The organism is Achromobacter sp. 413638, assembly GCF_043119405.1.
Lineage (GTDB): Bacteria > Pseudomonadota > Gammaproteobacteria > Burkholderiales > Burkholderiaceae_B > Achromobacter.
Window position 1 is genome coordinate 101,919 of sequence record NZ_JBICCO010000004.1, and the last position, 21,910, is coordinate 123,828.

Genomic DNA, 21,910 nt, shown 5'->3' on the forward strand with positions numbered 1-21,910 from the left:
TGGGAATTATTGGAAAGCTGCGGGTGGGATGAGGGCTGCTGGGCGGATGAGGCTCCTTGGAAAAAAGGCGCCGGCCGGGCGGGCCGGCGCCATCATGGCGGTGCGGGTCAGAGCGCCTTGTAGGTTTCGCGCAGCACGTTCTTCTGCACCTTGCCCATGGCGTTGCGCGGCAGTTCGTCGACCACGTGCAGGCGCTTGGGCACCTTGAAGTTGGCGATGCGCGCCTTCAGTTCGGCCTGCATGGCGTCGGCGTCCAGCGCCGCGCCCGCCTTGGGCACGACCACCGCGACCACGGCCTCGCCGAAGTCCGCGTGCGGCACGCCGATGACGGCGGATTCGGCCACGCCGGGCATGTCGTCGATCAGCGTCTCGATCTCTTTCGGATAGACGTTGAAGCCGCCGGAGATGATCAGGTCCTTGCTGCGTCCGACGATGGACAGGTAATCGGCCGGCACGTCGCGCCCGGCCGATTCGCCGCCCCAGCGGCCCACGTCGCCGGTCTTGAACCAGCCGTCGGCGGTGAATTCCTCGCGCGTCTTTTCCGGCATGCGCCAGTAGCCCGAGAACACATTCGGACCGCGCACCTGCACGTTGCCGATCTCGCCCGGCGCCAGCGCCAGGCCGGCGTCGTCCACCACCCGCACCTGCACGCCCGGCAGCGCCCGTCCGACCGTGCCGGCCAGGCGCTCGCCGTCGCCCGGCGCGTAGGGGTTGGAGGTCAGCATGACCGTTTCGCTCATGCCGTAGCGCTCCAGGATCGCGTGGCCGCTGCGCTGCTTGAAATCGGCGAAGGTCTCGGCCAGCAGCGGCGCGGAGCCGGAGATGAAGAGGCGCATCTTGGCGCAGACCTTGCGGTCGAAGCGCGCATCGGCCAGCAGGCGCACGTAGTAGGTCGGCACGCCCATCATCACCGTGCTGCGCGGCAGATAGCGCAGCGCCTGCTCGATGTCGAGCTTGGGCAGCCAGATCATGCGCGCGCCGGCCAGCAACGCGCCATGCGAGGCCACGAACAGGCCGTGCACGTGGAAGATGGGCAGCATGTGCAGCAGCACGTCGTCGGCGCGCCAGCCCCAGTACTGGTGCAGCACGCGCGCGTTGGACGCGAGGTTGCCGTGCGACAGCATGGCGCCCTTGCTGCGGCCGGTGGTGCCGGACGTGTACAGAATGGCGGCCAGGTCGTCCTCCCGCCGCGCCACGGTCTCGAAGCGCTGCGACAGGCCGCCGGCCGCGTCCAGCAGCGTGCCGCTGCGGTCGTCATCCAGCGTGTAGACATGGGCGCAACCGGCCTTGTCGGCGGCGCGCTGGACCCACTCGCGGTTCTTGCTGGAACACACCACCACGGCGGGCTCGGCGTTTTCCAGGAAGTACTCGATCTCGGCCTCGCGGTAGGCGGTGTTCAGCGGCAGGTAGACCAGGCCCGCGCGCAGCGTGGCCAGGTACAGCAGCAGCGCCTCGGGCGACTTCTCGGCCTGCACCGCCACGCGCGAACCCTCGGGCAGCCGGAGCGAGGCCAGCAGGTTGGCCATGCAGGCGGTGGCGCGGTCGATATCGTCCCAGGTGTATTGCAGGTCGGGCGTCTCCAGCGCGACCTTGCTGCGATCGGCGGGGAAGCCGCCTTGCAGGACTGCGTACAGATTGGCGTTGCTCACCTTGTCTAGTCTCCGGTAAAGGTGGGGTCCTCGCCGGCCAGGAAGGCGCGCACGCCTTCCTGGTGGTCGCGGCTCTCGGCGTAGGAAAAATAATCGCGGTATTCGTCTTCGCTCAGCGGGCCGCCTTCGGCCAGCCTGCGCGACAGGCGCTTGTTGATGCGTGCGGCCAGCGGCGCGCCCTGGGCGATGCGCTCGGCGCTGCGGCGGGCCTCAGTCGCCACCTGGGCATCGTCGACCACGCGGGTCAGCAGACCCATGGCGCGCGCCTCGTCGGCGCCGAACACGCGGCCTTCCAGCAAAATGGCCAGCGCGGCCGCGCGGCCCGCCAGCGCGATCAGGCCGCGCATCTCGTCGGGCGCCATCGGAAAACCCAGGCGGTTGATCGGCACGCCGAAACGCGCGGACGCGCCGGCGATGCGCAGGTCGCACTGGCTGGCGATCTCCAGTCCGCCGCCCACGCACACGCCCTCGATCTGGGCCACGACCGGATGCGGGCAGGCGGCCACGGCCGCCAGCGCCGGCGCCAGCACCTCGCGGTGATAGCGCTGCACGCCGGCCATGTCGGCGCGCTCGGCGGGGAACTCGCGGATGTCGGCGCCGGCGGCGAAGTTGCCGCCCTCGCCGCGCACGATCACGCAGCGCAGCGCATTGTCGGCCGCCAGCTGATCGAACACCGCGCGCAGCTCGCCCCACATGCCCACGGTGATGGCGTTGAGCCGCCCCGGATGGGACAGCGTGACCCAGGCCAGATGGCCGTCGATTTCCAGCCGCACGCGGCCGCCCTGCCCTGCGCTCATGTCCGTCCGCCCCTCATGTCCGCTCCGTCCTGGAGCTTGCCTCTTGTTCTTGCACGGTCGTGCTTGCCTGGTCGCCCCGGCGTCACCGCTGTCGCCGCGTCGCCTCAGCCCGCGCGGCTGACGCCCCGGCTGACCTGCGGCTTGCCCTCACCCAGCCGCGCCAGGTTGTCATCCAGCTCGTCCAGCTCGTACAGGTAGTTCACCATCAGCCCGCAGGACTGCTTCAGGCCCTTGGCCGAGGTGTCCGCGGCCCAGTTCAGGCGCTCGATGCGAGCGCCGTTGCCCAGGTGGAAACGCGCCACCGCGTCCAGCGGCGCGCCGTTCTTCATGGATTGCAGGTAGTGCGCCGCCAGCCGGAAGCCGGCGCGCCGCAGCGCCTCCGGCGCCTTGCCCGCGGCCGCTCGCGACAGGTGCGCGACCCAGCGCTGGCCGTCATGGCCGCCGTCGCGCTCGCGTCCCTTGCCATCGCGCAGGATGCCCTGCACCGCCTTGGCGTCCAGCTTGCCCAGCCAGTCCGAGAAACCGGGGATCGGCGACAGCGTGGCGAAGGACTTGAGCTTGGGCAATTCCTGCAGCAGCTGCTCGACCACGCGCTTGAGCAGGAAATTGCCGAAGCTGATGCCTTTCAGGCCGGGCTGCGTGTTGGAGATGGAATAGAAGATCGCCCAGCGCGCCTTGTCCAGGTCCTGCGGCGGCGCGGAGCTGTCCAGCAGCGCCTGCACATTGCCGGCCATCTGCCCGGCGAAGGCCACTTCGACGAAGATCAGCGGCACGCCCGGCATCTGCGGATGGAAATAGGCATAGCAGCGGCGGTCGGGCGCGACGCGGTGGCGCAGGTCGTCCCACGAGGTGATCTCGTGGACGGCTTCGTAAAGAATCAGTTTCTCCAGCAGCGAGGCGGGCGAGTCCCAGGTCAGCGGACGCAACTCCAGCAGGCCCACGTCGAACCAGGCCGACAGCAGCCCTTCCAGTTCCTTGTCCAGCCCCTGCAGGCCCGCCACCTGCTTGCGCCAGCGCAGCATGTCAGCGCGCAGGTCCACCAGGAAGCGCAAGCCCTGCGACTGGGCGTTCAGGCGCTTGAAGAAGCGCACGCCCTCACCGCCGTCGCCGGCATAGGTGGCGCGCACCTGGGCCAGCGCCGACAGCATCAGGCGGCGTTCCTTGCCGGCCGCGGCGGTGTAAAGCTCGACCCAGCGCCGCGCCAGCTTGTTGGCCGCCACGTCGGTGAGCCGCGCCTCGAACAAGCGGCGGACTTCGGATTCGCTGGGCAACCGGCCGCGTTCCCACAGGCGGCCCAGGCGCGCGATCAGGCCATCGGCGGCGTCATTGGCGGCCTCTTCGTGCAATCCGGTATCGGACTCAGGCGTGCGCGCGACGCGCGCGAGCGATTCGGGTGCGGACATGGGCAGGTTCCTCCATGACGATAGGGCCGGACGGATCGGAGGCGCCGGCGGTCTCGGCCAGCGCCAGGGCGCGCAGCACTTCCAGCTGGCGCATCAAATGATTGCGGGCAAGCGCCTCGGCGCCCTGGGCATCGCGCGCCTTGAGCGCCGCATAGATGGCCAGGTGCTCGGCGCAGGATTCCTCGATGCGCCCCGGCCAGGACAGGCTGCGATGGCGCGACAGGCTCAGCACCTTGCGCAGTTGTCCCACCATGTCCACCAGCCATTGATTGCCGGCCAGGGCCTGCACGGCTTCGTGGATCAGGTAGTTGGTGTGGTAGTACTCGTCGATGCGGCCGGCCTTGGCATGTCCGGCCAGATCGTCGTGCAAGGGCTGCAACGCGGCCAGTTCGGCATCGTCGGCCTTGCGCGCGGCCTCGAAGGCGCAGCGCCCTTCCAGCATGGCCATGAGCGGGAAGATGTCTTCCAGGTCTTGCGCCGACAGCTCGTTGACGAAGCAGCCCCGGCGCGGCTCCAGCCGCACCAGCCCTTCGGTGGCCAGCACCTTGAGGGCCTCGCGCAGCGGCGTGCGGGAAATGCCCATTTCGCCGGCCAGCCGAAGCTCGTCGATCCATTCGCCGTTGCGCAGGGCGCGCACGCGGATCATGTCGCGCAGGCGATCCGCGACTTCCAGGTACAAGGCTTGCCGGACGATGGGAGCGGTCATGGTCGGACGGCCTGGACTACGCCGTAATTCATAATTATGAACACGGACATAGTAGACCCCGACGCGGGACCGGTAAAGCCCCGCCGGCCCCCGGGACTACCCTGAATGAACGGAAACGATGTGCCCTCGCGGCCTGGCCCGAGGCGCGCGCCGCCCCGGCCAGACCGGGGCCGGCAGGATGCCGACTCGGACGCGTCCTACAGGTGCAGGACCCCGTCCACGGCGTGCGCCGTCAACGCCCGCGCCCAGCGGCGCGCCGGCAGGCCGTAGCGCGCCTCGACGATGGCCGCGCGGCCCAGCAGCTCGGCCGGAGTGACGGCCAGGCGCGGCCCCGAGAAGGCCAGCACGATCTGGTTGCCCGCGTCGATCTCGGGCAGCAGTATCACGCGGTCGTCGAAGGCCTTGGACAGGTTGTCGATGTTCTTGCCGAAACTCTCGTGGCGGCCGAACAGGTTGACCGCCAGCACGCCGACCTCGCCCAGCACACGCCGGCAGTCGCGGTAAAACTTGACGCTGTCACGCACCGGCCCCTGGGCCTGGGCGTCGTACAGGTCCACCATCAGCACCGGGCAGCGCCCGGCGTTCAGCGGATCGGCCACCCAGGCACCGGCGTCGGCATGCTCGACCTGCAGCCGGTTCTGGCCGGGCAGGCGGAAGAACATGTGGCCGGCGGCGGTGACGGCCGGGTTCCATTCCACCGCCAGCAGCGGGCTGCGCGTGTGCTTGGCGCAGAAGCGCGCCAGCGAGCCGGCGCCCAGGCCCAGCATGCCGATGGCCTCTTCCTTGGGCGGTTCCAGGAACAGCAGCCAGGCCATCATCTGGCCGGTGTATTCCAGCACCAGCTCGGCCGGGTTCTTGACGCGCATGGCGCCCTGCACCCATTCGGTATTGAAATGGAGGTAGCGCACGCCATCCGATTCGGAAAGCGTGGGCTGGTCGAATTCTGAGGGAGAAGAAGATCTGCGCATGGCCGCGATTGTAGAGGGTGGAGCCCCCCCGAAGCGCTGCGCGCCTCCCCCAGGGGCATGCCTACGGACCGGAGAGATGGCCCACCCCCGAGGCGCTTGCGCGCCTCCCCCTCAAGGGGCACGCCTGCGGACCGGCGGAGCCGGATCCGCGGCGTCCCGATGAGGGGCACCCGTTTTCATAGGGGCCCTCCGCTTGTCGGACGCGTTCCTTTCCCGCCTGGTGGGCCGCGTCCGTTCAACGGTTGGTGCGCAGTGGGGGGCTCAGATGCGTTCGAAGATCGCGGCGATGCCCTGGCCGCCGCCGATGCACATGGTCACCAGCGCGTAGCGGCCGCCCACGCGTTGCAGTTCGTGCAGCGCCTTGACGGTGATGATGGCGCCGGTGGCGCCGATGGGATGGCCCAGGCCGATGCCGCTGCCGTTGGGGTTGACCTTGGCCGGGTCCAGCTTCAGCTCGCGCGACACGGCGCAGGCCTGGGCCGCGAAGGCCTCGTTGGCCTCGATCACGTCAAGCTGGTCCACCGTCAGGCCGGCGCGCTTGAGCGCGGCCTGCGTGGCCGGCACGGGGCCGATGCCCATGATGTTGGGATCGACGCCGGCATGGGCGTAGGCCACCAGCCGGGCCAGCGGCTTGACGCCGCGCTTGGCGGCGACCGAGGCGTTCATCAGGATGACCGCGCCGGCGCCGTCGTTCAGGCCCGAGGCGTTGCCGGCCGTGACGGTGCCGTTTTCCTTCTGGAACACCGGCTTCAGGCCGGCCAGGCTGTCGGCCGTGACGTCGCGGCGCACGTGCTCGTCGGTGTCGAAGACGATGTCGCCCTTGCGCGACTTCAGCGTCACCGGCACGATCTGGTCGCGGAAATGGCCGGCCTCGATCGCGGCGGCCGCGCGGCGGTGCGATTCGGCGGCCAGTGCATCCTGGTCCTGGCGGCTGATGCCGAACTTGGCCGCCACGTTCTCGGCGGTGACGCCCATGTGCATGCGGCCGAAGGGATCGGACAGCGCGCCGGTCATCATGTCCAGCATGACGCTGTCGCCCATGCGCGCGCCCCAGCGCTGCGCCGGCGCGATGTACGGCGCGCGGCTCATGCTCTCGGCGCCGGCGCCCACCGCGATCTCGGCGTCGCCCAGCATGATGGTCTGCGCCGCCGAGACGATGGCCTGCAGGCCCGAGCCGCACAGGCGGTTGACGTTGAAGGCCGGGGTTTCCTTGGCGATGCCGGCGTTGATGGCGGCCACGCGCGACAGATACATGTCGCGCGGCTCGGTATTGATGACGTGGCCCACGGCCACATGGCCGACTTCGTCGCCCTTGACCGCCGCGCGCTCCAGCGCGGCCTTGATGACGGTGGCGCCCAGGTCGCAGGGCGGCACGTCCTTGAGCGCGCCGCCGAAATCGCCGATGGCGGTGCGGACGGCGGACGCGACGATGACTTCATTCATGGTGATTCCTCCTGGTTGTTCCGGCCATCATACCCGCGCGGCCGGCTCGCTTGCCGACGCGCCGGCGGCCGATATCCGTTCCAGATCAAGGGACGGAAAGAATGCCGGCCGGCCCGCGCCAGGCGGGCCGGGACAGTCCCACACGCTAGCGGCCGGCCGCCTTGGCGGAAAGGCCGTTGGCCACGCCCATGTCGGTCTTGGGCACGTCGCGGATCAGCACCCGCACGTCTTCGCCGGAAATGCCGATGGCGCCGCACACCGCCTGGTTCAGCGCCGCGATCAGCGCCGCCTTCTTGGCCTCGTCGCGGCCCTCGATCAGCGCCACGTCCACCTGCGCCATGCGCTTGCCGATCTCGCCGGCCACGATCACGTGCCCGGCGGGCACCTCATGCAGCACGATACGCACGCTGGACAGCGGCGCGGCGATGCTCTGGACGACGGCCTCGGAGGCCGCGCGCAGCAGCCCGGATTTTTCGGCGGCCGCGTGGCCTTGCAGGATCTGAATGTTCAGGATGGGCATGACGAAGTTCCACAGCGGACGGGATGAATGAGAAGGTGGTCGCCGCGCGTCGCTGGATTGCGCGGCGACAGCCATCATAGCCATGGCGCGCCCGCATGCAAAAGGCCCTGGCCCATCATGGATGGAGCCAGGGCCTTGCCCGGACTGACCGTCGCGCCGGCTCGCGCAGCGAGGAAGGCTGGCCGGATGGCGCGCCGGAGGGGCGTCAGGCAGCCTCGTCGCGCCGCTCCGGGCCGGCCTGGACCTCTGCGCCGCCCTCCGGCTGCGGCAGGTCCGGCGCGGCCTCGGCGCCTTCCGCCGGCGCCGTCTCGGACAGGGCCGGCGTCACCAGCTCCACCACCTTCTTGCGCGACAGCATGCCGATGAACTCGTCGTCCTCGCCGGTCACGGCCACCGGCTGGTCGCTGTGCACCAGCTGCGCCAGCACCTCGCCCAGGCCCGCGGTCGCGGGCACCGACGCCAGTTCCTCGACGTAGCGCGACACGTCGCGCGCGCCCTCCTGGCCCGCGCGCAACGCCGCCTCGGCGGTCAGCACGCCGGCCAGGCGCTTGCCGTCCAGCACCGGCGCGTATTCATAGTTCATGGCGCGCATCCGTTCCAGCGCGTGCGCCGGACGCGAACGCATGGTCAAGGTCAGCCGGGCCGGGTTGACCGCGTGCGTGGCGTTGAGCACCTTGGTGCGGTTCACGTCCTGCAGGAAGGACTGCACATAGTCGTTGGCCGGGTTCAGCAGGATGTCTTCCGGCGTGCCCTCCTGCACCAGCTCGCCGTCCTTGAGGATGGCGATGCGATTGCCCAGGCGCAGCGCCTCGTCCAGGTCATGCGTGATGAACACGATGGTCTTGTTCAGCTTGGCCTGCAATTGCAGCAGCTGGTCCTGCATCTCGCGGCGGATCAGCGGATCCAGCGCGGAAAAGGCCTCGTCCATCAGCAGGATCTCGGCGTCGGTGGCCAGCGCGCGCGCCAGGCCCACGCGCTGCTGCATGCCGCCGGACAGCTGGTGCGGATACTGCTGTTCGAAACCCGACAGGCCAACCTGTTCCAGCCAGTCGCGCGCCCGGCGCTCGCGCTCGGCGCGGCCCACGCCCTGCACCGCCAGGCCATAGGCGGCGTTCTCCAGCACCGTGCGGTGCGGGAACAGGCCGAAGCGCTGGAACACCATGCTCATCTTCTTCTGACGGAAGGTCTCCAGGTCGCGCTTGTTCAGGCTGACCACGTCCACGCCGTCGACCAGGATCTGGCCGGCGCTGGGCTCGATCAGGCGGTTGAAGTGGCGGATCAGCGTGGATTTACCCGAGCCGGACAGGCCCATGATGACGTAGATGCTGCCTTCGTCGATGGACAGGCTGATGTCGCGCAGGCCCAGCGTGTGGCCGCTCTTGGCCAGCAGCTCCTCCTTGCTCATGCCGCCCTGGGCGGCCTGCAGCCATTTAGCGGGATGCGGCCCGAATACCTTGTAGATGCTCTTGACTTCGATCTTGCTCATCGCTGGCCTCCCTTGCGCATGCGCTGTCCATAGGATTGGGTGATGCGGTCGAACAGCACGGCCAGCACCACGATGCCCAGACCGGCCAGCAGGCCGCGGCCGACTTCCAGGCGGTTGATGCCGAGCAGCACCTCATAGCCCAGCCCGCGCGCGCCGATCATCGACGCGATGACCACCATCGACAGGGCCATCATCGTGGTCTGGTTGATGCCGGCCATGATGTTGGGCAGGGCCAGCGGCAATTGCACGCCGAAGAGCTGCTGGCGCGGATTGGCGCCGAAGGCGCGCGAGGCTTCCAGCACCTCGCGGTCGACCAGGCGGATGCCCAGGTCGGTCAGGCGGATCAGCGGCGGCACGGCGTAGATGACGGTGGCGATGATGGCGGGGATCTTGCCCAGGCCGAACAGCATCACCACGGGAATCAGGTAGACGAAGCTGGGCATGGTCTGCATCACGTCCAGCACCGGCAGCATGACCGAGCGCAGCCAGTTCACGCGCGCCATCAGCACGCCCAGCGGAATGCCGATCAGCACCGACAGGCCGGCGGCCATGATCATCAGCGCCAGCGTCTGCATGCCGGCGTCCCACATGCCCAGCACGCCGATCACGCACAGCAGCGCGCCCATGGCCAGGCTCAGCCCGATGCGGCGGCTGACCAACCAGGCAAGGACCACCGTCGCCGCCACCACCGCCCACCAGGGCGAATTGCGCAGCAGCTGCTCCAGCCACACCAGCGCGTGCAGCACGGGTTGCGCCAGGCTTTCCAGCGTATCGGCGTAATTGGTCACCAGGTGATCGACAAAACCGTCGATCGCCGCCCGCACCTGTCGGGCGGGAATGATTTCAGGAAACATGTTCTAGGCTCCGTTTCGGCGCTTGCGCCTCGGGCGCGGCCTGGCGGACCAGACCGCGCCGCAGGCGGCGATGCGCGTACAGCTTGGCGCGGGACAGGCCCGCGCCCTGCCCGCGTTGCGGGCCGGGATCTGCCGGCGGGGCCTTTTCCCCTTGGGGACGTCCCAAGGGGAAAAAGTCCGACCGGGCTGGCCGTCCGGCCGGGGCAGCGCCCGGGAACGGCATTGAGGGGACAACACAAAGCGCGGCGGCGCCGCCATGGACGCCGCCGCGATCGCGGGATGGCTAGAGCGCGCTCTGCACGCGTCCGGCGACGTCGGCGGGGACCCACTTGGCCCAGACGTCGCGATGGTTCTTCAGGAACCACTTGGCCACGGCGGCGGATTCGTCGCCGGATTCTTCCATGTGGGCCAGGGTTTCATTCATGACCGGCAGCGGCACCGACACCTTGGACAGGAACTCGGTCAGCGTGGGCGCCTGCTCCGCGAACTTGGCGTTCACGGCGGTGAAGACGGGATTGTCGGGATAGGCGCTGGGCTCGGGCTTGGCGCACTTGGGCGACGTCAGGCACTTGTGCTTTTCCGCGTCGTAAGGCGGCATGTCGAGCTTGACCAGGTCCATCGCGCCGACCAGCGGCGTGGGCGACCAGTAGTAGAAGACCACGTTCTGCTTGCGCTTGTAGGCCGACATCAGGGCCGCCTTCTGCGCCGCGCCCGTGCCGGGCGAGTACAGGGTGTAGGAATCATCCAGCTTGAGCGCGTGGAACAGGTTGGTGCTGGTCACTTCGCAGCCCCAGCCCGCCGGGCAGCCGTAGAAGCGGCCCTTGCCGGGCTCTTCGGGATCCTTGAACTGGTCCTTGAACTTGGGCAGGTCGGCCGCCGACTTCAGCTCGGGCAGGCGCTCGGCCGTGTAACGCGGGATATACCAGGCTTCGCCGCCCATGTAGAGCTCGCCCACGCGCTTGACCTTGCCGGTCTTTTCGGCGCGCTCCCAGGGATCGGCCACGCTGTTCAGCCAGATCTCGGTGTTGATGTCGAGGTCGCCGCGCTCCAGCGCGGCCAGGGCGGGCAGGGTTTCGGTGGGCAGGGTCTCGGTCTTGCAACCGTAGCCCTTTTCCATGATGAATCGTTCGACATCGACCAGGACCAGATTGGATTCCCAGTTCATGGCGCCGAAATTGACAGGACGCTTGAGTTCGCACTGCGGCGCATCGGCGGCTTGGGCCGTGCCGGCGAAGGCGCACAAGACGGCCACGGCGGCCAGGGTCTTGACGGGGGTGAAACGCATTGGCTTTTGCCTCCATAGGTTCAGGGACACGCGCCGGGCTTGCGGCCTGACGATGCCGTGTAGCTAAGGGGGTTGTGCGGAAGACGGGCAGAACCGCCAATACAAACCGACACTAGCGGCAAGACGGTCCGCAGGGGCGCGGCGTCTTGCAAGACAGGGGGCTCGAACAAGGATTCGAGAACCCGCAGAAAGAGAACAAACTGAATGAAGAAGCCAGCACCTTAAACGAAATAGACGCTTAACCCAAGCCTGATTCGGAAAAATGCCGAAACATTTCCGAGAAAAATACTCCGGGATAACCCGGAATTCTCAGAAGAAAATTGCCGCGTTGCCCAGGGAAATCGGTGTTTCATTTTTTAGAAATATTTAGTTAATATTTTTCTTGCATGCGTACAAAACTGCCCCCGATCCGGCCGCTGCGCCGCGTCTTCGGATCGTATTTTCCGCAGGCCAAATTGGGGATTTTGGGTAAAATAGCCCCAGATATTCCCGTCCAATCAAGGAGCACACCATGTCCGCCCCCGCCCGGCTCGCCGCCCCCCTGGACCAACTGCCCGTGGCGCCCGCCTCGTCCGTCAAGAAGGACGGCTGGCGCGGCATGATGCGCGCCCTCTCGGCCGAAGGCAGGCTGCTGATCACCAACCACAACCAGCCCGAGGCTGTGATCCTGTCCACCGCCGAATACGCCCGCCTGCTGGAGGCCGCCCGGGCCGCCAACCAGGCCATGCCCGACCCGCTGGCCGAATTGCGCCGCCGCTTCGACGAACGGCTGGCGGCGCTGGACGATGAACAGGCCGGCGACCGCCTGCGCGACCTGATGCGCTCGCCCGGCCGGCTGGACGGCAAGGTCAAGGCGGGATCCACCTACTGATGGCGGGGCCCGGCGACGTCCAGGCTGAAGCAGCCCGAGCTGACGCGGCCCGCCCCGTGCTCTTCGTCCTGGCGGGCGTGAACGGCGCGGGCAAGAGCTCCATCGGCGGCCATCTGCTCACCCAGGCGGGCCTGGCCTGGTTCAATCCCGACACCTGCGCGCGCGAGCTGGTCCGGGAACACGGCTATGGACAGGAAGACGCGAACATCGCGGCCTGGAACGAAGGCGTGCGGCGCCTGGACCTGGCCGTGCGGACGCGCAAGACCTACGCCTTCGAAACCACGCTGGGCGGCGACACCATCACGCAGAAGCTGATGGCCGCGTCGGCTTCGCATGACGTGCTGGTCTGGTTCTGCGGCCTGCGCGATGCCGCGCAGCATATCCAGCGGGTGCGCCTGCGCGTGGCGCGCGGCGGACACGACATCCCCGAGGACCGCATCCGCCAGCGCTGCCGCACCTCGCTGCTCAACCTCATCATCCTGATGCCGCGCCTGGCGCAGCTGCGCGCCTACGACAACAGCGTCGACGTGGCCGTGGGCACGGCGGTGCCGGAGCCGCGCCTGGTGCTGGGAATGGACCAGGGCCGGCTGACGTTCCCGATCACGCCCGACGACATCCGCGCCACGCCCGACTGGGCCAAGGCGCTGGTCGCGGCCGCCGGATAAGTCCCCCCTGACGCTGCGCGACCCGATGAATCGGAAAACGCGCACCAACTTCCTGTAAGGCCACGCGTGATACATTTGCCCGCTTGGCGCCAGACACGCAACGGTCGGCAACCGCGCCCTCATGTCCCGCGACCGTTGCTCTCCGTATACCTTCATGTCCCCTACGCACACCTCCCGCGGCCTGCCCGGCTGGCTCATCCTCATGGGCGCGCTGACGGCGATCGGCCCCTTCGCCATCGACATGTACCTGCCGGCGTTCCCGACGATCGCGGCCAATCTGGGCGTGCCGCGCGGCGACGTGGAGCGCACGCTGGCCGCCTACCTGATCGGACTGGCGCTGGCGCAGGTGTTCTACGGCCCGATGGCCGACCGCTACGGCCGCAAGCCGCCGCTGCTGGTGGGCCTGGCGCTGTTCATGCTGGGTTCGCTGGGTTGCGCGCTGGCCGGCTCGGCGCAGGCCCTGACCGGCTGGCGCGTGCTGCAGGCCATGGGCGGGGCGGCCGGCATCGTGATCCCGCGCGCCGTCATTCGCGACCACTACGAAACCCAGGAAGCGGCGCGCGCCATGTCGCTGCTGATGCTGATCATGGGACTGGCGCCGATCCTTGCTCCGCTGGCCGGCGGGCAGTTGCTGACGATCGCCAGCTGGCGCAGCCTGTTCTGGGTGATGGTGGCCGGCGGCGCCATGCTGATGACCGCCGTGATCCTGATCATGAAGGAATCGCTGGCGCCCGAGCGCGTAGTGCCGCTGCGCTGGCAGACCATCCTGCACAATTACCGCGCCCTGTTCGCCCATCGCGGCTTCATGGCGCACAGCCTGGCCGGCGGCTTTGGCCAGGCCGGCATGTTCGCGTACATCATCGGTTCGCCGCGCGTGTTCATCGAACTCTACGGCGTGCCGCCGCAGTATTTCGGCCTGCTGTTCGGCGCCAACGCGCTGTCGCTGATCGTATGCTCGCAGATCAGCGCGCGCCTGCTGCGTACCCATCCGCCGCGCCTGTTGCAGCGCCGCGCGCTGACCGCGCTGGCCTGCGCCAGCCTGGCCGCCGTGGCGCTGACCGTGGCCGGCTGGATGAGCCTGCCGCTGCTGATGCTCTGCCTGATCGGCTACATGGGCAGCCAGGGCTTCGTGAATCCCAACTCGGCGGCGCTGGCGCTGGCCGAGCAAGGAAAGCGCCTGGGCGCCGCCTCGGCCTTGCTGGGGACGGTTCAACTGTCCTGCGGCGCGCTGGCCGGATTCGCCGTCAGCGCCTGGCAGACCGGCAGCGCCCTGCCCCTGACGACCACGCTGGCGACCTGCGCCTGCCTGTCCTGGATCTCTGGCCGCGTGGCGCAATCGCACACTCGATAGCGCTTTCGCTTGATTTACTTGGCTTTTTCGTATTAGAATCGCAGTCTTCACATGAAGTTTCCCGTGCAGGACTACTATGCTTTGTAGTTCGGCACTCTGACCCCCAACCGCGCACAGCGGGTTTTTCTTGGCTCAGAGTCCTTTGAAAAGGCCTTTGGCTCATGAAAACTCCGGCGGATCCGGCAGGTCTGGCGAAATCCCTGACACCAGCGTCCCTGGCGCCAGTCTGGACGAGCCGGCATGCAGAATCGGCCAGCGGGCGGCAGGCAGCGGGTATAAGCACTGGGCGGATACGCTTGGGCGCCGTTGAAAAGCGGCACTGAACGCGTAGCCCCCCTCATCCACTAAGACTGGGTGGCCGGCATGAACGGCGCAAGGCTGGAACATCCAGCAGATGCGCAGGTTCCACAGCCCGGCGGCTGACACCCTGTCCACCTCCCGGCGATGCGCGCAAGAACGACACAAAGAGGTGCATCCATGGCACGCGTATGCCAAGTGACCGGCAAAGGCCCGATGGTGGGCAACAATGTTTCGCACGCGAACAACAAGACCAAGCGTCGCTTCCTGCCCAACCTGCAATCGCGCCGGTTCTGGGTTGAAAGCGAAAACCGCTGGGTCCGCCTGCGTGTTTCGGCCAAGGCCATCCGCACGATCGACAAGAACGGCATCGACGCCGTGCTGGCCGACATGCGTGCCCGCGGCGAACTGGCCTAATCGGCCTCCCGCCAATCTGACATACTAGGAGCACGACATGGCCAAAGGTATCCGCGAAAAGATCAAGCTCGAGTCGACCGCCGGCACGGGTCATTTCTACACGACCACCAAGAACAAGCGCAACATGCCCGAGAAGATGCTGATCAAGAAGTTTGATCCCGTCGCTCGCAAGCACGTTGACTACAAGGAAACCAAGCTGAAGTAATTCAGCCGGATTTCCCGAAAATAGCCCCGCCCGCGCGGGGCTATTTTTTTGCCGTGAATTTTTGCCGTGAATGATGGCGCATCGCGCCCGGCGCGCGCCCGCGCAGGCCACGGGACGGCATTTGCTTTGCCTGGACGCCGGCCCCATGTTTCAATTGGGCCGCCAGCGACGGGCGACAGGCGCCCGCCGTCCGCTTGAATCCCACACGATCCCGATTCCCGCCATGCTACGTCCCTGCCTTTCCCTGCTGCGCCGCGCGCTCGCGCCCATGCTCCTGGCCCTGGCGCTGACCCCGGCCGCCCAGGCCAAGGACAAGGAACCGCCGATCCGCATTGGCGAGATCAACAGCTACAAGGCCATCCCCGCCTTCCTGGGACCGTACAAGAAAGGCTGGCAGCTGGCGCTGGAGCAGGTCAACGCCGAAGGCGGCGTGCTCGGCCGCAAGCTGGAGGTGATCTCGCGCGACGACAACGGCAACCCCGGCGACTCGGTGCGCGCCGCGCAGGAGCTGCTGGCGCGCGAAAAGGTCGAGCTGCTGTTCGGCGGCTTCCTGTCCAACACCGGGCTGGCGCTGACCGACTTCGCCAAGCAGCAGCAGGTGTTCTTCCTGGCCGCCGAGCCGTTGACGGACAAGATCACCTGGCAGGAAGGCAATCGCTACACCTACCGGCTGCGTCCGTCCACCTGGATGCACGTGGCCGCGCTGGCGCCCAAGGCGCTGGCCCTGCGCAAGAAGCGCTGGGCCATCGTCTACCCCAACTATGAATACGGCCAATCGGCGGTGGCGACCTTCAAGGCCATGATGAAGTCGTTCCAGTCGGACGTGGAGTTCGTCGCCGAGCAGGCCGTGCCGCTGGGCAAGGTCGACGCCGGCGCCGTGGTCCAGGCCCTGGCCGACGCCAAGCCTGACGCCATCTTCAACGTGCTGTTCGCCGCCGACCTGACGCGCTTCGTGCGCGAAGGTAACACGCGCGGCCTGTTCGAGAACATGCCGGTGGTGTCGGTGCTGTCCGGCGAGCCCGAATACCTGGAACCGCTGGGCGCCGACGCGCCCACGGGATGGATCGTCACCGGCTACCCCTGGTATGCCATCGACACGCCCGCGAACAAGAACTTCGTCGAGGCCTACCGCAAGCGCTACAACGAGACGCCCAAGGTCGGCTCGGTGGTGGGCTACGCCTCGCTAATGTCCATCGCCCAGGGCCTGAAGGCCGCCGGCGCGGTCGACACCGAGAAACTCGTCGACGCCTTCGCCGGGCTGAAGGTCGATACGCCCTACGGCCAGATCCAGTACCGCAAGATCGACCATCAATCCACCATGGGCGTGTACGTGGGCGTGACCGCGGTCGAGGACGGCAAGGGCATCATGAAGGACTTCGCCTACATGGACGGCGCCCGCCTGCAGCCGCCGGACGAGCAAGTGCGCAAGATGCGTCCGGCCCAGTGATGAGCGGTTCCGGGCTGCTGTTGCAGCTGCTCAACGGCCTGGCGGACGCCAGCGCGCTGTTCCTGGTGGCCGCGGGCCTGTCGCTGATCTTCGGCGTCACGCGCGTGGTCAACTTCGCGCACGGCTCGTTCTACATGCTGGGCATTTACCTGGCCTGGACCTTCACCGGCTATTTTGGCGGCGGCGCCGGCTATTGGGCCGGCCTGCTGCTGGCGGCGCTGGCCACCGGCCTCATCGGCGCGACGGCCGAGCGCCTGGTGCTCAGCCGCCTCTACGGCGCGCCCGAGCTGTTCCAGCTGCTGGCCACCTTCGCGCTGCTGCTCATCATCGGCGACGCCACGCTGGCCCTGTGGGGCCCGGAAGACCTGTTCTCCGCCCGCGCCCCCGGCCTCGCGGGCGCGGTCGAGATCCTGGGCCGCCGCTACCCGCAATACGACCTGCTGCTCATCGCCGCCGGCCCGATCGTGCTGGGCCTGCTGTGGCTGCTGCTGATGCGCACGCGCTGGGGCCGGCTGCTGCGCGCCGCCTCGGAGAACCGCAGCATGCTGGCCGCGCTGGGCGTGAACCAGGCCTGGCTATTCACGTCGGCCTTCACGCTGGGCGCCTTCCTGGCGGGCCTGGGCGGCGCGCTGGCCGCGCCGCGCACGCCGGCCACGCTGGGGCTGGACCTGGAAGTCATCGCCAGCGCCTTCGTGGTGGTGGTGGTGGGCGGCCTGGGTTCGATCCCCGGCGCCTTCCTGGCCGCGCTGCTGATCAGCCTGGCCAAGTCCCTGTTCGTGTTCCTGGGCCAGGTGCAGATCGGCCCCTGGGTCTTCAATCTGTCCAAGCTGACGCTGCTGGCCGAATTCGCGGTCATGGCCGTGGTGCTGGTGGCGCGGCCCTGGGGCCTGATGGGCAAGCCGCCCGCGCCGGCCGGCCACGCGACCAAGCCGGAACGCCCGATAGCCCCCGCCGGCAAGCGCCTGCGGCTGGCATATGGCGCGCTGCTGGCGCTGTTGATCGCGGCGCCGCTGTTGGGCCAGCAATGGCCGTACCTGGCCATCCTGCTGACCGAGATCCTGATTGCCGCGCTGTTCGCGGCCAGCCTGCATTTCCTGACCGGGCTGGCCGGCATGACCAGTTTCGGCCACGCCGCCTGGTTCGGCCTGGGCGCCTACGGCGCGGCGCTGCTGCTCAAGCTCGGCGCGCTGCCGATGGAGGCCGCGCTGCTGCTGGGGCCGCTGGCCGCGGCGCTGGGCGCGCTGGTGTTCGGCTGGTTCTGCGTGCGCCTGTCCGGCGTCTACCTGGCCATGCTGACGCTGGCCGTGGCGCAGATCCTGTGGGCCACCGCCTTCCAGTGGGACGACGTCACCGGCGGCAGCAACGGACTCACCGGCCTGTGGCCCGCCGCCTGGCTGAGCAGCGGTCCCGGCTACTACTACCTGACGCTGGCGCTGTGCGCGCTGGGCGTCTGGTGGCTGCGACGGCTCGCGTTCGCGCCGCTGGGCTACGCGCTGCGCGGCGTGCGCGACTCGGCCCTGCGCGCCGAAGCGCTGGGCATGGACACGCGCCGCGTGCAATGGGCGGGCTTCGTGGCCGCCTCGCTGGCCGCCGGCATGGCCGGTTCGCTGTACGCCTTTTCCAAGGGCAGCATCGCGCCCGACGCGATGGCCGTCGGCCGCTCGGTCGACGGGCTGGTCATGGTGCTGCTCGGCGGGCTGCAATCGCTGGCCGGTCCGCTGGCCGGCGCGGCGGCCTATACCTGGCTGCAGGACGCGGCCGCGCGCAGCACCGAATACTGGCACGCGCTGCTGGGGCTGGCCATCCTGGCCCTGGTCATGGCGTTTCCCGACGGGCTCGCCGGCGCGGCGGCGCGCTGGACCCGCCGGCTGTCGCTTCGGAGCGCCGCGAAATGAGCGCCCCCGCCCTGCTCCAGGTCCGCGACCTGCGCAAGTCCTTCGGCGGCATCGACGCGCTGGCCGGCGTGTCGTTCACGCTCCAGGCCGGACAGATGCTGGCCCTGATCGGACCTAACGGCGCCGGCAAATCCACCTGCTTCAACGCGCTGGGCGGGCAGGTCCGGCCCGACACGGGTTCGGTGCGCCTGGACGGCCGCGAACTGGTCGGCCTGTCCGCCGCGCGTATCTGCCGCCTCGGCGTGGGCCGCACGTTCCAGACCGCCGCCGTGTTCCGCTCCATGACCGTACTGGAGAACGTGCAGACCGCGCTGCTGTCGCGCGACCGCCTGGTCTTCCATCCCTGGCGCCGGGCTGGCCGCCACGCGGTGGACGAAGCGATGGCGCTGCTGGAACAGACACAGATGGCCGGCAAGGCCGGGCAGGCCTGCGGCGAGCTGGCCTATGGCGACGTCAAGCGCGTGGAGCTGGCCATGGCGCTGGCGCACCGCCCGCGCCTCTTGCTGATGGACGAACCCACGGCGGGCATGGCCACCAATGAACGCCACGCGCTGATGCAGCTGACGCGGCAATTGGCCGACACGCGCGGCATCGCGGTGCTGTTCACCGAGCACAGCCTGGACGTGGTCTTCAAGCACGCCGACCGCATCGCCGTGCTGGTGCGCGGCAGTCTGCTGGCGGAAGGCGAACCGGCCGCGATCGCCGCCGATCCGCGAGTCCAGGCGGCCTATCTGGGCACGGAAGCGCCCGCCGCGTGATCAACCCGGCACAGTCCTCGGTCGGGTCCCGGCTGGGCGGGCAGCGCTCTTGCTGAGCCCTGTTCCAGCCTCCCTCTCCAACGCCCTTTTGCGGCTCCCGCTTCCGCCCGCCCCCATCCTGCACGTGCGTCCTCTTCAGCCGCCCGCTTGCGGGCTGTCCGGCTGACACTCCCAGAAGATCCGGGCCTGACAGCCCGCGCACACCGTGCGGTCCAACCTGGCATAGATCGCGTGCAGCGCTGTCGCCTTGTCGGGAAAGATGTGGTCTTCGCCCAGCCGTTGCAGGAATCCGGTGCGCCGCCACATCGCCATGACCTCGGGGCGGGGCCGGTGGAAATACAGATCGCCGCCCATCGCGCGCCGCGCGGCCAGCTCATCTTCCCAGACCTCGGCGCCGGCCAGGTCAATGAAGTTCATGCTCTTGGCCATGACCAGCAGATGACGCGGCGCGTCCGGCGCGGCGCGCAGTTCGTGCAGCCGCTGCGCCACGTGCGCGGCCGCGCCGAAATACACCGAGCCCTCCATGCGCAGCAGCTTGAGCTGCGGGCATTCGGGCAGGGCCTCGGGCTGCGGCGGCTGCGCCATCACGACGAAGCGGCGGTCCAGCCCGCGCCCATCGAAGCCCATGATGCGCATGGCGGGCCGCGACGTGCGGTGCAGATAGGCCATCAGCGACAGCACCGTGCCCAGCAGGATCGCCACTTCCATCCGTATCGTCACGGTGGCCGCCAGGGTCGCCGCCGCGATCGCCGCCTCGCCGCGCTGCGTGGCCAGCAGGCGTCGCCAGCGGGGCGCATCCAGCAGCGTCCAGGCTACCAGCAGCAGCAGGCCCGCGATGGCGGCATGCGGAATCAACGCCAGCAGCGGCGCCGACAGAGCCACCAGCGCCACCAGCAGCAAGGCCGAGAACACCGCCGCCAGCGGCGTCCTGGCGCCGGCCTCGAAGTTGGGCACGGAGCGGTTCAGCGAACCGCAGGACAGGTAGCACGAGAAGAAGCCGCCGACGATGTTGGACAGGCCCTGCCCCATGAATTCGCGGTTCGCGTCGATGCGCTGGCCCGAGCGCGCCGCCACGGCCTTGGCGATGGAGATGGACTGCGCCAGCGCCACGATGGTCAGCGCGAAGGCCAGGCTGAGCAGGTCGGGCAGCGCGCGCCAGTCCACGCTGGGCACGTGGAACGGCGGCCAGGGCTGGGCGATGGCGCCCAGCACCGGCACGCCGGCGCCGCCCCACGCATTCCAGGCCGCCGCCGCCATCGTGCCGGCGGCCAGGCCGGCCAGCATATAGGGCTTGCGCTTGTCCAGCCGGCGCACCAGCAGCGCCGCGCCCAGCGTCGCCAGCGTCACGATGATGGAACCAGCCTGCGCCTGGCCGGCATGCGAGGCCAGGTTGAGCAGCAACGAGCCCGCGCCATGCGAATCCGGGGCGGGCAGGCCCAGCGCATCCTTCAGCGCATGCACGGCGATCAGCACCGCCGCGCCGCTGGTGAAGCCGAACAGCGCCGACGGCGAAATGAAATGCGCCAGCGAACCCAACCGCAGCGCGCCCACCAGCCACTGCATCAGGCCGACCAGCACGGTCACGGCCAGCGCCAGCTGGATATAGGCGGGACTGCCGGCCGCGGCCAGCGGCGCCAGCACGGCGAACAGCGCCAGCGAATTGGCGTTGGTCGGCCCCGACATCACATGGCGGCTGGACCCGGCCAGAGCCGCCACCGCACAGGGAATGATGGCCGAGTACAGGCCGTATTCCGGCGGCAGGCCCGCCAGCGTGGCGAAAGCCACGCCCTGCGGCAGCACCAGCAGCGCCCCCAGCAGCCCCGCCGCCAGATCGGCGCGCAGCGTGGCCGGACCGACATCCGCCACCCAATCGCCAAACAGCCGGCCCAGCCAGGCCCGCCCTTGAAACGCCATGCTTCCCCCGGTCTTTCTTGTCTTGCGGCCTGCCGACAGGCGCCGGCGGCCCGCGCCCCAAAGGCGCTAGCGCAGGAACCTGCGCTCCAGTTCTCGCATGGCGGCATCGCCCTGCAGCGCCATGATATCGCCTACGGTCGGCAACATCGCATTCACTTCGTGAACGCCGCCGTCGCGCCGGATGCGGGCGAACACGTCGCGCATGGCGCCCACGGCCGCGCGGATGGCATGGTTGCCATAGATCACCAGCCCGACCTTGCCCAGCGCCTGGATATCGCGCTCGCGCAGCTGCGGATAGGCGGTGGGCACCAGCACCAGCGGCGCGCGGCCCTGCCAGGCGGCGACGAAAGCCAGTACCTCGTCCGGCGCGGTCTGCTTGGAATGAATCAGGATAGCGTCGGCGCCCGCTTCTTCATACGCCGCCGCGCGCGCCAGCGCCTCGGCCTGCCCCAGCCCGGCGATCAGCGCCTCGCAGCGGGCGATGACACAGAAGTCCGGATCACGCCGCGCGGCCAGCGCGGCCTCGATCTTGCCCTGGAATTCAGGCACGCGCGCCAGTTCCTGGCGGCCGCCGGCGCGCAGGCTGGTGTCCTTGGGGAAGGTCTTGTCTTCCATCACCACCGCCGACACGCCCGCGGCCTCGTACTGCGGCAGCATGTAGGCGACGTTGATGGCGTTGCCGAAACCCGTGTCGATATCCGCGATCACCGGCGCCGGCGAGGCGGCGGCCATGGCCCGCATCATGTCCAGGTGCTGCACCGGCGACAGGATGCTCGCGTCCGGCACCGCATGGCTGGCCGACAGTTCGAAACCGCTGCCCCAGACCGCGTCGAAGCCGGCCTCGGCGGCCAACAGGGCCGACAGCGGGTTGTGCGCCGACATGGCATGAGCCAGCAGGGGGTCGGTCAGCAGACGACGGAAACGGGCGTTGCGGCTGGGAACGGGATCGGTCATGGCGCGGATAGCCTCCGTGATCCGG

At 68.9% G+C, this 21,910-nt stretch carries 20 protein-coding genes; 8 read left to right on the forward strand and 12 right to left on the reverse strand.

From position 1 onward, the window contains the following. Positions 1–107 precede the first annotated feature (107 nt). From ACEU5R_RS03190 to ACEU5R_RS03235, 10 genes are all read right to left on the reverse strand, one after another. Positions 108–1,649, reverse strand: a complete 1,542-nt coding sequence (locus ACEU5R_RS03190; protein ID WP_392409060.1) for a malonyl-CoA synthase — start codon at positions 1,647–1,649, stop codon at positions 108–110. Positions 1,650–1,654: 5 nt separating this feature from the next. Further along, the gene (locus tag ACEU5R_RS03195; protein ID WP_392409061.1) at positions 1,655–2,446 is read right to left on the reverse strand and encodes an enoyl-CoA hydratase/isomerase family protein; all 792 of its coding nucleotides are present in this window, start codon (positions 2,444–2,446) and stop codon (positions 1,655–1,657) included. Positions 2,447–2,550: 104 nt separating this feature from the next. After that, positions 2,551–3,849: a malonyl-CoA decarboxylase domain-containing protein gene (locus tag ACEU5R_RS03200; protein ID WP_199770829.1), complete on the reverse strand. Its 1,299-nt coding sequence runs from the start codon at positions 3,847–3,849 to the stop codon at positions 2,551–2,553. Next, positions 3,806–4,555, reverse strand: a complete 750-nt coding sequence (locus ACEU5R_RS03205; protein WP_103273672.1) for a GntR family transcriptional regulator — start codon at positions 4,553–4,555, stop codon at positions 3,806–3,808. The genes ACEU5R_RS03200 and ACEU5R_RS03205 overlap by 44 nt, the downstream gene beginning before the upstream one ends. 197 nt (positions 4,556–4,752) lie before the next feature. Then, positions 4,753–5,523, reverse strand: coding sequence for a spermidine synthase (locus ACEU5R_RS03210; RefSeq protein ID WP_392409062.1), 771 nt, complete (start codon positions 5,521–5,523; stop codon positions 4,753–4,755). A 261-nt stretch (positions 5,524–5,784) separates the two neighbouring features. Next, the gene (gene bktB, locus ACEU5R_RS03215) at positions 5,785–6,966 is read right to left on the reverse strand and encodes a beta-ketothiolase BktB (RefSeq protein ID WP_103273670.1); all 1,182 of its coding nucleotides are present in this window, start codon (positions 6,964–6,966) and stop codon (positions 5,785–5,787) included. 145 nt (positions 6,967–7,111) lie between these two features. Further along, complete coding sequence (locus ACEU5R_RS03220) at positions 7,112–7,486, reverse strand: tautomerase family protein (protein WP_103273669.1); 375 nt, start codon at positions 7,484–7,486, stop codon at positions 7,112–7,114. A gap of 205 nt (positions 7,487–7,691) precedes the next feature. Continuing rightward, positions 7,692–8,972, reverse strand: coding sequence for a glycine betaine/L-proline ABC transporter ATP-binding protein (locus ACEU5R_RS03225; RefSeq protein ID WP_103273668.1), 1,281 nt, complete (start codon positions 8,970–8,972; stop codon positions 7,692–7,694). Further along, positions 8,969–9,826 (reverse strand): ABC transporter permease, encoded by an 858-nt coding sequence (locus tag ACEU5R_RS03230; protein WP_392409064.1) that lies wholly within the window; start codon positions 9,824–9,826, stop codon positions 8,969–8,971. The genes ACEU5R_RS03225 and ACEU5R_RS03230 overlap by 4 nt, the downstream gene beginning before the upstream one ends. A gap of 283 nt (positions 9,827–10,109) precedes the next feature. Further along, a complete protein-coding gene (locus ACEU5R_RS03235; RefSeq protein ID WP_103273666.1) occupies positions 10,110–11,111 on the reverse strand; it encodes an ABC transporter substrate-binding protein in 1,002 nt (333 codons plus the stop codon). A gap of 511 nt (positions 11,112–11,622) precedes the next feature. Between ACEU5R_RS03235 and ACEU5R_RS03240 the strand changes: the two genes are divergently transcribed. The 8 genes from ACEU5R_RS03240 to ACEU5R_RS03275 all read left to right on the forward strand — a co-directional run bounded on the left by ACEU5R_RS03240 (position 11,623) and on the right by ACEU5R_RS03275 (position 19,017). After that, entirely contained in the window at positions 11,623–11,982 is a 360-nt protein-coding gene (locus ACEU5R_RS03240) for a type II toxin-antitoxin system prevent-host-death family antitoxin (protein ID WP_103273665.1), read from the forward strand. Between the two features lie 56 nt (positions 11,983–12,038). Next, positions 12,039–12,647 carry a hypothetical protein gene (locus tag ACEU5R_RS03245; RefSeq protein WP_233772398.1) on the forward strand — a complete coding sequence of 203 codons (609 nt, stop codon included), beginning with the start codon at positions 12,039–12,041 and terminating at the stop codon, positions 12,645–12,647. Positions 12,648–12,849: 202 nt separating this feature from the next. Continuing rightward, positions 12,850–13,998, forward strand: a complete 1,149-nt coding sequence (locus ACEU5R_RS03250) for a Bcr/CflA family multidrug efflux MFS transporter (protein WP_392409084.1) — start codon at positions 12,850–12,852, stop codon at positions 13,996–13,998. A gap of 477 nt (positions 13,999–14,475) precedes the next feature. Beyond that, positions 14,476–14,712: a 50S ribosomal protein L28 gene (gene rpmB, locus ACEU5R_RS03255; RefSeq protein WP_006390601.1), complete on the forward strand. Its 237-nt coding sequence runs from the start codon at positions 14,476–14,478 to the stop codon at positions 14,710–14,712. Between the two features lie 37 nt (positions 14,713–14,749). Then, complete coding sequence (gene rpmG / locus ACEU5R_RS03260) at positions 14,750–14,917, forward strand: 50S ribosomal protein L33 (protein ID WP_003810296.1); 168 nt, start codon at positions 14,750–14,752, stop codon at positions 14,915–14,917. A gap of 223 nt (positions 14,918–15,140) precedes the next feature. Further along, positions 15,141–16,364: an ABC transporter substrate-binding protein gene (locus tag ACEU5R_RS03265; protein ID WP_392409066.1), complete on the forward strand. Its 1,224-nt coding sequence runs from the start codon at positions 15,141–15,143 to the stop codon at positions 16,362–16,364. Beyond that, entirely contained in the window at positions 16,364–18,259 is a 1,896-nt protein-coding gene (locus ACEU5R_RS03270) for an ABC transporter permease (RefSeq protein WP_392409067.1), read from the forward strand. Before ACEU5R_RS03265 ends, ACEU5R_RS03270 begins: the two co-directional genes overlap by 1 nt. After that, positions 18,256–19,017, forward strand: coding sequence for an ABC transporter ATP-binding protein (locus tag ACEU5R_RS03275; RefSeq protein ID WP_392409068.1), 762 nt, complete (start codon positions 18,256–18,258; stop codon positions 19,015–19,017). Before ACEU5R_RS03270 ends, ACEU5R_RS03275 begins: the two co-directional genes overlap by 4 nt. Positions 19,018–19,152: 135 nt before the next feature. On the opposite strand, the gene ACEU5R_RS03280 is transcribed toward ACEU5R_RS03275, so the two are convergent. Both ACEU5R_RS03280 and ACEU5R_RS03285 read right to left on the reverse strand, forming a co-directional pair. Then, entirely contained in the window at positions 19,153–20,931 is a 1,779-nt protein-coding gene (locus ACEU5R_RS03280) for a SulP family inorganic anion transporter (RefSeq protein ID WP_392409069.1), read from the reverse strand. Between the two features lie 66 nt (positions 20,932–20,997). Beyond that, positions 20,998–21,885 (reverse strand): phosphonopyruvate hydrolase, encoded by an 888-nt coding sequence (locus ACEU5R_RS03285; RefSeq protein ID WP_392409070.1) that lies wholly within the window; start codon positions 21,883–21,885, stop codon positions 20,998–21,000. Positions 21,886–21,910 lie beyond the last annotated feature (25 nt).